This window comes from Massilia brevitalea (genome assembly GCF_030711405.1).
Lineage (GTDB): Bacteria > Pseudomonadota > Gammaproteobacteria > Burkholderiales > Burkholderiaceae_D > Telluria > Telluria brevitalea.
In genome coordinates this window covers 17,041-28,477 of sequence record NZ_JAULSI010000006.1, presented here as the reverse complement: position 1 = coordinate 28,477, position 11,437 = coordinate 17,041, and the positions used below count along the sequence as shown (strand labels likewise).

Sequence of the window (11,437 nt, the reverse complement as noted above, 5' to 3'; positions counted from 1 at the left end):
CCCGTGCCCACGCGTTGACGCAGCGCAGCCCGCCGCGCCCTTCGAACCGCTTAATCCAGCGTCGCAATCACCGGCGTATGGTCCGACGGCTGCTCCCAGGTGCGCGGTTCGCGGTCGATGGTGCAGGCCGTGCAGCGCCTGGCCAGCTCGGTCGACAGCAGGATGTGGTCGATGCGCAGCCCGCGGTTGCGGCGAAACGCCATCATGCGGTAGTCCCACCAGCTGTACTGCTTCTCGGGCTGCTCGAACATGCGGAAGGCGTCCACCATGCCCAGGTCGACCAGCGCGGTCATCGCTGCTTTCTCCCTGTCCGAGAAGTGGATCTTGCCTTCCCACTCGGCCGGATCGTGCACGTCGCGGTCTTCGGGGGCGATGTTGTAGTCGCCCAGCAGCGCCAGTTGCGAGTGCTGGCGCATCTCTTCACCCAGCCATTCGTGCAGGGCTTTCAGCCAGGCCAGCTTGTAGACATATTTGTCCGAGTCGACCGCCTGGCCGTTCGGGATATAGGCACAGACGAAGCGCACGCCCTCGATGGTAGCGGCAATGATGCGCTGCTGAGGGTCTTCGAAGCGCGGGTTGTTCTTGACCACATCAAGGATCGGGAACTTCGAGAGGATCGCGACGCCGTTGTAGGTCTTCTGGCCGGTGTAGGCAACCTGATAACCGGCAGAATTAATTTCCGCGAGCGGGAACTTATCGTCGGTCAGCTTGGTCTCTTGAAGGCAGAGTACGTCAACCGGACTGGTCTCGAGCCACTTCAGCAAGTGGGGCAGGCGGACCTTCAGCGAATTGACGTTCCAGGTAGCTATTTTCATGTATGCGCGTGGTAGGTGGCACGCCAGGCGGACCTTCCGTCCTGGCAGGTGCGCAGTATCGTTGCTGGGCGCAAATCCTGCAACTTTCCGAAGAACGTGGCCCATCCGCTGCCCCGTCGTGCGCTTTGCTTAAATTGCAATCGCAATGCTCAAGAGCCAGATTTGTGGTTTAAAATATATGAATGCGACATCTGGGGCAAAGGATGGAATGGAATGTAACATTTCAATCGTAAAAAACCACAGTTGGAAATCGTTACTATTCAGGAACTTGTAGTTGTTTTCGCATAACTTGCGATGTAGTATGCCATTTGGCGGGCTGAACCATTCGGTTCCGCCGCCCGGCAAGGCCGCACGATTGCATGCATTCGTGACAATGGTTTTGCAACAAAATGGTACTATGGGAAATATTGCTGTTTCGATAGCGAGTTTCCGTACCCATATGAAAAGGACTGAGATGCGCAGTGCATTTGAAGCGTGGGCCCAGCGCGATGGCCACATTGTTCGACGCCGTGAAGACAAGCCCGAGGAATACCTCGTGTATGAAACCCAGCGCCGCTGGGTAATCTGGCAGGCGGCCCTGGCGCACGGTGCCAAGGCAGCCGAGGCGCAGGCAAAGGTGGAGCAGCAGACCGCTGCCCCGGCCATGCAGCAGGACGAAGCCGCGGTCCGCAACCGCGTGCTCAACGAGGTGCTCGACGCGTTCAGCGACCTCGACGAGACAGCCGGCATGGAAGGCGTACTGAAGGTCATCCAGGGCCTGAAGAAACGTCAAAAAGCGACGGCTGAACAAGCCTGATGCAATACCGGCACTACAAAGGCGGCCTCTACGAGCTGGTCTGCGAAGCCACGCTTGAGGCCGACCTCACGCCCATGATCATCTACCGCGCCGCGGACGGGTCGATCTGGGCGCGTCCGAAAAGCGTGTTCTTCGAGCTGGTCGAGGTCGATGGCGTGATGACGCCGCGGTTTGCGCCGGTGTCGTAAGACGGGCAACGTGCACGACCACTGATGCGCCGTTGTTGGGGTGGGTACTTGCCCACGCGGTCTCACGTCTGCATAGATGCGTCGGATGCCAAAATCACGATTGCACACGTATCGTATCGATGTTGGTCGATGCCGATATGACGCGGCGGTACCATACCGATTCGCCGTAGGGTGGGCACTTGTGCCCACGCGGTCTCACCGGCCGCATTAACGCGGCACCTGCTCTATCCCCATTGACGATGTATCGACGTTGGTCGATGCCGATATGACGCGGCGGTACCATACCGCGTGGGCACAAGTGCCCACCCTACGCCCCGCCGTTTCAACGTTATCACGAATGGACCCCACGCCGTTTCAACGTTATCGCGAATGGACCCCACGCCGTTTCAATGTTATCGCGAATAGACCCCATACCGTTTCCAACGTCATCGCGGATAGCCCCCCCGCCGTTTCCATCGTCATCGCCAATAAAAACGGGCCGCATCTGCGGCCCGTTTTCATTCCATCCTGACCGCGATTACACGCGGTTCATCAGGAAGGTCGTCAGCAGCGGCACCGGACGGCCGGTCGCGCCTTTCGATGCGCCGCTCTTCCATGCCGTGCCCGCGATGTCCAGGTGGGCCCAGGTGTAGTTGCGGGTGAAGTTCTCCAGGAAGCAGGCCGCGGTGATCGAAGCGCCGCCGGGGGTGCCGATGTTCGCCAAATCGGCGAAGTTCGACTTCAGCTGGTCGTTGTAGATCTCGCCGATCGGCAGGCGCCAGGCGCCGTCGCCGGTCTCTTTACCCGCTTGCAGCAGTTCGTCGGCCAGGGCGTCGTGGGCGGCGTCGTGGCGGGTGAACAGGCCGCTGTTGTGGTGGCCCAGCGAGACGATGCAGGCGCCGGTGAGCGTGGCGATGTCGACCACGGCCGCCGGCTTGAAGCGCTCGGCGTAGGTGAGGGCGTCGCACAGGACCAGGCGGCCTTCGGCGTCGGTATTCAGGATTTCGATGGTGAGACCGTTCATCGAAGTGACGATGTCGCCCGGCTTCGAGGCGCGGCCCGACGGCATGTTTTCGCAGGCGGCCACGATGCCGATCACGTTCAGCTTCAGGCCCATCTCGCCGATGGCGCGGAAGGTGCCCAGCACCGAACCGGCGCCGCACATGTCGTACTTCATTTCGTCCATGCCGGGACCGGCTTTCAGCGAAATGCCGCCGGTATCGAAGGTGATGCCCTTGCCGACCAGGACCACAGGCGCATCCTTCTTGCCGCCGCCCATGTGCTTCAGGACGATGAACTTCGGCGCTTCGTCGCTGCCCTTGGTCACCGACAGGAAGCTGCCCATCTTCAGGGCTTCGAGCTGCTTGCGCTCCAGGACTTCGACTTCGAAGCCATGGTCGTCGGCCAGCTTGCGTGCCACGGTGGCGAGGTAGGTCGGGGTGCAGACGTTCGGCGACAGGTTGCCCAGTTCCTTGGTCAGCGCCATGCCGTTGGCAATCGCGATCGACTGCGCCAGCGAGGCCTTGGCCTGCGGGCTGGCCAGCGGCACGGCGACGGTGATCTTGCGCACGCCGGTCAGGGCCGGGTCTTTCTTGCTCTTTTGGGCGTCGGTGCGGAATTCGCCTTCGTTGGCGGCCACCACGATGCTGCGCAATGCCCATTCAGGCTCGCGCTCTTTCACTTCGGTCGTTGGAAATGCGATAATGGCATCCGCAGTGCCGAGCGAAGCAAAGGCCTTCAAGGTCGCGTTCACGGCAGTGCTGAAATTCTTTTCGCTGACCACTTCGTCCGCGCCCATGCCCACCAGCAGAACGCGCGCCGCGGTCACGCCGGCCACGCCGCGCAGCAGCAGGGTCGAGCCGGCCTTGCCGCTGATGTCACCCGATTTCAATGCCGCCGTGATTTCGCCGGTTTGATCGAGGGCTTTCGCAGCCTGCGACAGTTTTTTGTTTTCGAACACCGCCACTGCCACACAGCCGGTCTTGGCCGCGGCCAGGGTGTTTTTTGTGTCGAATGCTTTTATGCTAAAGTCCATTTGATTCTCCCGTTTCGTTTTGTGCGCAGCATGCGAATACAAGTGCGGCTACTGCTTAACCTGCAATTATAACTATCGAATGATTTTTTCACGCGCCTTGTACCGTGAACTGGCCAGCGCGGCCGGAGCAACCTTCACGGTGCTGTTCTCGGTATGTATTACCTGGACCCTGATCGCCATTCTTGGCAGGGCCGCTGGCGGGCGTGTCGCATCGGGCGATGTGGTCGCCCTGATCGCGTTCCAATCCCTGAATTATCTGCCAACTGTCCTGACTCTCACCAGCTTTATTTCGGTGCTGGTCGTGCTCACGCGTACCTACCGCGACTCCGAAATGGTGGTCTGGTTCGCCTCGGGCCAGTCGCTGCTCAAGTGGATTCGTCCGGTGCTGGTGTTTGGCATTCCGATGGTGCTGCTGGTGGCCGTGCTGTCGCTGTTCGTCACGCCCTGGGCCAAGATGAAGAGCACCGAGTTCGTGCAGCGCTTCGAGAAGCGCGAAGACCTGAAACGCGTGGCCCCCGGCCAGTTCCGCGAGTCTTCGTCCGCCGACCGCGTGTTCTTCGTCGAGGGCAGCGCCAGCGGGTCGACCGTGGTCCAGAACGTGTTCGTCAACTCCCTGCAGGGCGCCAGCAACTCGGTGGTGGTGGCCAAGGAAGGCGTGATCGAACCCGACGGCAAGGGCGGCCAGTTCCTGGTGCTGAAGAACGGCCGCCGCTACCAGGGCGTGCCGGGCCAGGCCGACTACCAGTCGATGGAGTTCGAACGCTACAGCATGCGCGTGGCGACCAAGGTGCCGGTGCTCGGCACCGACGTGCCGCTCGACGCCCAGTCCACCGCCATGCTGCTGGCAGTGAAGAACCAGTACACACAGTCGGAGCTGCTGTCGCGCCTTTCCTCGCCCATCGTTTGCCTGGTGCTGGTGCTGCTGGCGATCCCGCTCGGCTTCGTCAATCCGCGCGCCGGCAGTTCGGCCAACCTGATCCTGGCGCTCCTGATCTTCTTCACCTATAACAACCTGGTCAAAATGGTCGAAGCCGCCGTCAAGAAGGACAAGCTCGACTTCGCGCTGGCCTGGTGGCCGCTGCACCTGGTCGTGGCGTTGATCGTGGTGGCCCTGTTCGCCTGGCGCCTGAACGTGAATCACCGCTACCACCCGCTGGTGCGGATCAATGCCTGGAAGCGCCGCCGGATGCTGCGCAAGTCGCCGGAACTGGCGGGAGCAACGGGAGGAACTGCGCGATGAAAGTCCTGCAACGCTATTTTGCGGTGAACATCGCGCAGGCCGTGGTTTTCGTGCTGTTCGCCTTCCTCGGCCTGATCGCCTTCATGGACCTGACCGGCGAACTGCCGTCGGTCGGCAAGGGCAACTACCAGTTCCAGCACGCGCTGATCTACGTGGCGCTGATGCTGCCCGGGCACGTGTACGAGGTGATGCCGGTGGCGGCGCTGATCGGCACCATCTACGCGATGGCGCAGTTCGCGCAAAGCTCGGAATTCACCATCATGCGCGCGTCCTCGATGTCGACCCGCATGGCCGGCTGGATGCTTTTCAAGATCGGCATCGTCTTTGTCGTGGTCACCTTCATCTTCGGCGAACTGATCACGCCGCGCACCGCGCCGCTGGCGGAAAAGGTACGCCTGTCGGCCAAGGGCGCCACGCTGGCCTCGGAATTCCGCTCGGGGATGTGGACCAAGGATAACGTGCACACGCCGGGCCCGAACGGCGCGCGCGGCCCGATTACCGGTTCTCGCTTCTTCAACGCGCGCCAGATCGCCGCCGACGGCCAGCTGCTCGACGTGCGCGTGTACGAATTCGACCCGTCGATGCGCATGCGCGCCATCTATACCGCGGCCAGCGCCAGCTTCCGCGGCAACGGCACCTGGCGCCTGCAGAACGTGACCGAAACCGTGTTCTCGAACAGCCGCACGCTGCCCGAACCGGGCGCACCGGTGCTGGCCGGGCAGACCATCCAGAGCACCTTCGGCCAGGACACGAGTGCAGTCGCCACGCGCCGCGTCGAGAGCCTCGACCTGGCCTCCGAGATCACGCCGAAGATCCTGCAGGTCTCGCGCCGCGATCCCGAGCGCATGTCGGCCAGCGAACTGGCCGTGTACTCGCGCCACCTGGTCGAGAACCGCCAGGAGAGCGAGCGCTTCCAGATCGCGTTCTGGAAAAAGCTGATCGATCCGCTGGCGATCTTCGTGCTGATGGCGCTGGCGCTGCCGTTCGCCTACCTGCACACGCGCAGCGGCGGCGTCAGCCTGAAGATCTTCATCGGCATCATGATCGGGGTGAGCTTCATCCTGATCAATACGCTGTTCTCGCACCTCGGGGTGCTCTCGACCTGGCCGGCGTTCGTGACGGCGGCGGCGCCGAGTCTGCTGTTCCTGTTGTTGGCGATCGGCGCGCTGCGCTGGGTGGAGCGGCACTGATGACCGACACGACAAAGCAGCGCGCACTGGTCCTGTTCGCGCATGGCGCACGCGCCGCATCCTGGGCCGCGCCCTTCGAGCGCCTGCGCGCGCTGATCGACGCGCAGACCGGGGTGCAGCAGCCCGGCACCGAGGTGGCGCTCGCCTTTCTCGAACTGATGGAGCCGCGCCTGCCCGAGGTGGTTTCCAGCCTGGTCGCGCGCGGCGTGCGGGACGTGACGGTGGTCCCGGTGTTCCTGGGGCAGGGCGGGCATCTGCTGCGCGACCTGCCGCAGCTGGCCGATGCGTTGCGCGCGGCGCATCCCGACTTGCGTCTCCATGTGGCCGGCGCCGTCGGCGAAGACCCGAACGTGCTGGCGGCGATGCGCGACTACTGCCTCAGCGTCCTGGGCCCGGCGCCGGGCTGATCGCGTCCAGGGCGAGACTGGCTGTCTCGCTTTCTTCCTCTGCTTCCACCTCTGCTTCTACCTTTGCATGGCGCGCGAGTTGTTCGCACATCCAGGCATGGCTGCGCGCCAGCGCCAGTTCGGCCATCCGCGTCGGGAAATGGATGAAGCCGTGCGGCGCGTCCGGCAGCAGGTTCAGTTCCACGTCCGCCACCTCGCGCCAGCACTGCGCCAGTTCCAGGGTATCGTCGCGCAGTGGGTCGATGTCGCCGACGGCCATCCAGGCGGGCGGCATGCCGGCCAGGTCGCCGTACAGCGGCGACAGCGGCGCGCGGCGCCGTTCGGCGTCGCTCATGCCGGGCGTGAGCAGGCGCAGCGCCGCCAGCATGCCGGGGCCGTCCAGCACCAGGGTATCCGGCCCGGCGGCCTGCACGCTCGGGCTGCCGGCCAGGTCGTAGACGCCGTAGAACAGCACGGCGCCGGCAATGCGCCGCATCAGGCCCGGCCAGGCCTGCAGGCGCTGCAGCACGCCCGCCGCCAGGTGGCCGCCGGCCGATTCGCCGACCACGAACACGGGCAGCGTACGGTATTCCGGCAGGCCGTCCCTTAGCACCCAGCGCGCGGCCGCCAGGCAGTCGTCCATGATTTCCCGCAGCGGCGTGCGCGTGGCCAGGCGGTAGTCGACCGAGACCACGACCGCATCGAGCGCCTGGACGCGCGCGGCGTTGAAGCGGTCGTCCATGCGCGCATTCCCGATCACCCAGCCGCCGCCGTGGATGTCGATGACCAGCGCCTTCGGCGCGCTGGCGCGACTGCCTGCCGGGCGCAGGATCCGCACCGGCACGCGCAGGCCATCGGCTTCGGCGATGCGCTGTTCGACCCGGATGCCGCCGCGTTCCAGCCTGGCGTCGGCGCCGACCTGCGACACGCGCAGCAGGGCCTGGCCCAGCATCGGCATGCAGCGGTTGCGGATACGGAAGCGCGGCGCCCAGGCCAGCTTGCGGTTGAAGCGGCCGGCTTCGGCCAGGGTGGCGGCGTCCAGCGGAATCGTGTTCATCGTGATGTGTTGGCAGGAAGCGATGCGTTCATGCTAACCGCCGCGTTGCGCGCGCACTGTGCGCTGGCGTCCGCCCAAAGAGAAGGACACTGCCGTTCTGGCAAGAATTCCAATGCGGTCCTGACAAGGAATGCGGCGAACACGCCACGGATTGTTCCGAATCATGGCATGGCACCGTCCGCCGGTTTGACACTTGTTCGGAAACCACCCACACTGCTCGGGCATTTCCGGCTCATCCATACGGGCCGGCCTTCAACCAACCGGCCCGCGCCATGCTTCCACCAATCCTGAAGCACCTTGTTGCCACGCTGTTGGGGCCTGCCCGGGCCTGCCTGCGCTATGTCGCCCGCTTGCCGGCGGCGCTGGTGGTGGAGATACGCTGCGCGCGCCGCATCGACGCCGCCGCGCGCCGGGTCGGCGCCATGCGCACCAAGATCGGCATCATGTCGGGCCACCTGAACGCCGGCAGCATCGAGGGCCGTGTCGACGCCGACCGCAACCTGCGGCGCATGCTGAGCGAGTTGAAGGACGACCTGAGCGAGATGCGGCGCGACCTGGCGACCTGGCACGTGAAGGAATGCCGCGGCCGCACCGGCGCGCGGCTGGAAGCGGCGATCGCGCAGCTGAACCGGATCGCGGCCGATACCTGGTCGGCGGCCGACAAGCTGGTGCTGCAGATCGACGAATACGATGGGGCGCGGGCGCATTGCCCGGGGTGATCCGATACGGCGTTAATTCACGTTCGTATTCAGGTTCACGTGACCTGATGCTCGCGCAAGCGCAGCGCTTCCCCGATCATCACCAGCACCGGCCCCTGCGCCGCATCCAGCCCGCGCGCCAGGTCGGCCAGCGTCAGGCGCGCAATCCGTTCATCGGCGCGGCTGCAGTTTTCCACCACCACCACCGGCGTATCCCTGCTCCGGCCTTGCGCCAGCAGGCGTTCGGCGGTGGCCGCGGCTTCGCGCCCGCCCATGTACTGGACCATGGTGTCGGTGTGCGGCAGGGCGGGGTGTTCCGGCTCGTCGGGCGCGGTGCTGGAAGTGAAGAAGGCGACGCTGCGCGCCACGCCGCGCTTGGTCAGCGGCTGGCGGGTCGCGGCGGCGGCGGCCACCGCGGTGGTAATCCCGGGCACGATCTCGACCTCGACACCCTCGGCCTCGAGCGCGCGCAACTCCTCGTCGGCGCGGCCGAACAGCATCGGGTCGCCGCCCTTCAGGCGCACCACCATCCTGTACTTGAAGGCGCAGTCGACCAGCAAGGCGTTGATCGCATCCTGCGCCGTGGAGCGCTGGCCGGAACGTTTGCCGACCGAGATCAGCTCGGCCTGCGCGCACAGTGCCAGCATCTCGGGTGTCACCAGTGCGTCGTAGAGCACGACCTCGGCCTGTGCCAATAAGCGCGCTCCGCGCACGGTGATCAGGTCGGCCGCACCAGGGCCGGCGCCGATCAGGTAAACCTTCCCCGCCATCCACTACTCCTGTTAATTTTCCAGGCGAATCATACCCGCTGCGACGGTCTGGTGGGTGACTTCGTCGATCAGGATAAAGGCCCCGGTGGCGCGGATGTCGGCGTAGGCGTCGGCGGCCAGGGGCTGCTGCACGGTGAGATTGATGCGCGCGATGTCGTTCAGCTTCAGGCCCTGGGCCGCGCCGTCCACGAGCTTGCGCTCCTGGGTGTTCACGTCGAGCAGGGTGTCGACCCGGGTCACTTTCGCCGCGGTCTGGCGCGTTCCGTGCTTGATCCAGTACTTGCGGCGCAGGTCGAGCGGCTCGTCGGACATCCAGCAGACGTCGGCCACGACCTGCTTCAGCAGGGTCGCCGGGGCCGTAGCGCCGGACAGCGTGTCGCCGCGCGAGATGTCCAGGTACTCGTTCAGCAGCAGGGTCACCGATTGGCCGGCGCTGGCCGACTGCAGCGAACCGTCGAAGGTGACGATGTCCTTCACGGTGGCCGTCTGGCCCGAAGGCTGCACGACCAGGGTGTCGCCGACCGACACGCGGCCCGACTCGATGCGGCCCATGTAGCCGCGGAAGTCGTTCGCTTCGTGGCCGTTGTGGCGCGCCACCAGCTGCACCGGGAAGCGGAACGGTGCATCGTGCGCTTCGTCGTAGACCGACAGCGATTCGAGCAGCTCGATCAGGGTCGGGCCGGTGTACCAGTCCATGTTGTCGCCACGGTCGACGACATTGTCGCCGGACAGGGCCGACAGCGGGATCGCGGTCACGTCCTTCAGGCCCAGCGAAGCGGCGAACTCGCCGTAGGCGGCCACGATGCGGTCGTAGACCTGCTGGTCGTAGTTCACCAGATCCATCTTGTTGACGGCGACGATCACGTGCTCGATCTGCAGCAGCTTGGCGATGGTCGAGTGGCGCTTGGTCTGGATCAGCAAGTCCACGCTGCCGTCTTCGCTCAGCTTCACTTTCGACACGTCGACCAGGATGATCACCGCGTCGGCGGTCGAGGCGCCGGTGACCATGTTGCGGGTGTACTGCTCGTGGCCCGGCGTGTCGGCGATGATGAACTTGCGTTTCGGCGTGGCGAAATAACGGTAGGCGACGTCGATGGTGATGCCTTGCTCGCGCTCGGCTTCCAGGCCGTCGGTCAGCAGCGACAGATCGATGGTGTCGCCCACGGTGCGCTTGTGCTTCGAGCGCGAGACAGCGGCCAGCTGGTCGGCGAAGATGCCCTTGCTGTCGAACAGCAGGCGGCCGATCAGCGTGCTCTTGCCGTCGTCGACGGAGCCGGCGGTGATGAAGCGCAGCAGGCTGTGTTGCTGGCGTTGTTCGTCAGGGGTGTGAATGCGTGCGTTCATCAGAAATATCCTTGCTTCTTGCGTTTTTCCATCGAGGCTTCCGAGGTCTGGTCGTCCATGCGCGTGGCGCCGCGCTCGGTCACTTGCGTGACGGCGGTTTCGGCGATGATCGCTTCGACGGTGGCCGCATCCGACGACACCGGGCAGGTGCAGGAAATGTCGCCCACGGTCCGGAAGCGCACGGTTTGCGTTTCCACGGTCTCGCCTTCGCGCGCCGGGGTCAGCGGAGTCAATGGCACCAGCAGGCCGTTACGCGGGATCACCTGGCGTTCGTGCGCAAAATAGATAGTCGGGAGCGCAAGTTGTTCGCGGGCGATGTATTGCCACACGTCGAGCTCGGTCCAGTTCGAGATCGGGAACACGCGCATGTTTTCGCCCGGATGCACGCGGGTGTTGTACAGGTCCCAGAGTTCCGGACGCTGGGCCTTCGGGTCCCACTGGCCGAATTCGTCGCGGAAGGAGAAGATGCGCTCTTTGGCACGGGCTTTTTCCTCGTCGCGGCGGGCGCCGCCGATGCAGGCGTCGAAACCGTGTTCGGCGATGGTTTCCAGCAGCGTCACGGCTTGCGCGGCATTGCGCGAATCGATGGCCGGATTGCGCAGGCGCACGGTGCCGCGCTTGATCGAGTCTTCCACCGAGCCGACGATCAGGCGTTCGCCGAGTTCGGCCACGCGCGCATCGCGGAAGGCGATGACTTCGTCGAAGTTGTGGCCGGTGTCGATGTGCACCAGCGGGAAGGGGAATTTACCGGGGCGGAAAGCCTTTTCGGCCAGGCGCAGCAGCACGACCGAGTCCTTGCCACCCGAGAACAGCAGGGCCGGGTTGCTGCATTCGGCCGCCACTTCGCGCAGGATGTGGATCGCTTCGGATTCGAGGGCGTCGAGGTGGCGCGCATTGACGTCGGCCAGGACCGCATTGGTGTCAGAAAGATTCGTCATG

At 64.6% G+C, this 11,437-nt stretch carries 12 protein-coding genes; 6 read left to right on the top strand and 6 right to left on the bottom strand.

Annotated elements, in window-relative coordinates:
- Positions 1-50: 50 nt before the first annotated feature.
- Entirely contained in the window at positions 51-815 is a 765-nt protein-coding gene (gene xth, locus QWL29_RS05040; protein WP_305821792.1) for an exodeoxyribonuclease III, read from the bottom strand.
- Positions 816-1,089: 274 nt separating this feature from the next.
- On the opposite strand from xth, the gene QWL29_RS05035 reads away from it, so the two are divergent.
- Positions 1,090-1,611 carry a phiTE_015 family protein gene (locus QWL29_RS05035; protein WP_305821791.1) on the top strand — a complete coding sequence of 174 codons (522 nt, stop codon included), beginning with the start codon at positions 1,090-1,092 and terminating at the stop codon, positions 1,609-1,611.
- A complete protein-coding gene (locus tag QWL29_RS05030) occupies positions 1,611-1,799 on the top strand; it encodes a DUF1653 domain-containing protein (protein ID WP_305821790.1) in 189 nt (62 codons plus the stop codon). The genes QWL29_RS05035 and QWL29_RS05030 overlap by 1 nt, the downstream gene beginning before the upstream one ends.
- A 517-nt stretch (positions 1,800-2,316) precedes the next feature.
- On the opposite strand, the gene QWL29_RS05025 is transcribed toward QWL29_RS05030, so the two are convergent.
- Positions 2,317-3,813 (bottom strand): leucyl aminopeptidase, encoded by a 1,497-nt coding sequence (locus QWL29_RS05025; protein WP_305821789.1) that lies wholly within the window; start codon positions 3,811-3,813, stop codon positions 2,317-2,319.
- A 79-nt stretch (positions 3,814-3,892) separates the two neighbouring features.
- Here QWL29_RS05025 and lptF point away from each other — a divergent pair, with 79 nt between their 5' ends.
- From lptF to QWL29_RS05010, 3 genes are read left to right on the top strand one after another with little or no spacing between them, the layout of a single operon-like run.
- Complete coding sequence (gene lptF / locus QWL29_RS05020) at positions 3,893-5,053, top strand: LPS export ABC transporter permease LptF (protein ID WP_305821788.1); 1,161 nt, start codon at positions 3,893-3,895, stop codon at positions 5,051-5,053.
- A complete protein-coding gene (gene lptG / locus QWL29_RS05015; RefSeq protein ID WP_305821787.1) occupies positions 5,050-6,243 on the top strand; it encodes an LPS export ABC transporter permease LptG in 1,194 nt (397 codons plus the stop codon). The genes lptF and lptG overlap by 4 nt, the downstream gene beginning before the upstream one ends.
- Complete coding sequence (locus QWL29_RS05010; RefSeq protein ID WP_305821786.1) at positions 6,243-6,650, top strand: sirohydrochlorin chelatase; 408 nt, start codon at positions 6,243-6,245, stop codon at positions 6,648-6,650. The genes lptG and QWL29_RS05010 overlap by 1 nt, the downstream gene beginning before the upstream one ends.
- On the opposite strand, the gene QWL29_RS05005 is transcribed toward QWL29_RS05010, so the two are convergent.
- Entirely contained in the window at positions 6,622-7,686 is a 1,065-nt protein-coding gene (locus QWL29_RS05005; protein ID WP_305821785.1) for an alpha/beta hydrolase, read from the bottom strand. The two genes, QWL29_RS05010 and QWL29_RS05005, sit on opposite strands and share 29 nt — an antisense overlap.
- A gap of 272 nt (positions 7,687-7,958) precedes the next feature.
- Between QWL29_RS05005 and QWL29_RS05000 the strand changes: the two genes are divergently transcribed.
- On the top strand, positions 7,959-8,405 hold the full coding sequence (locus QWL29_RS05000) for a hypothetical protein (protein WP_305821784.1): 447 nt from the start codon (positions 7,959-7,961) through the stop codon (positions 8,403-8,405).
- Between the two features lie 35 nt (positions 8,406-8,440).
- On the opposite strand, the gene cobA is transcribed toward QWL29_RS05000, so the two are convergent.
- Genes cobA through cysD form a run of 3 tightly spaced genes read right to left on the bottom strand, consistent with a single transcriptional unit; the run spans position 8,441 to position 11,436 of the window.
- Positions 8,441-9,154 (bottom strand): uroporphyrinogen-III C-methyltransferase, encoded by a 714-nt coding sequence (gene cobA / locus QWL29_RS04995; protein WP_305821783.1) that lies wholly within the window; start codon positions 9,152-9,154, stop codon positions 8,441-8,443.
- Between the two features lie 12 nt (positions 9,155-9,166).
- Positions 9,167-10,498, bottom strand: a complete 1,332-nt coding sequence (locus tag QWL29_RS04990; RefSeq protein WP_305821782.1) for a sulfate adenylyltransferase subunit 1 — start codon at positions 10,496-10,498, stop codon at positions 9,167-9,169.
- A complete protein-coding gene (gene cysD / locus QWL29_RS04985) occupies positions 10,498-11,436 on the bottom strand; it encodes a sulfate adenylyltransferase subunit CysD (protein WP_305821781.1) in 939 nt (312 codons plus the stop codon). The genes QWL29_RS04990 and cysD overlap by 1 nt, the downstream gene beginning before the upstream one ends.
- Position 11,437: the final 1 nt, after the last annotated feature.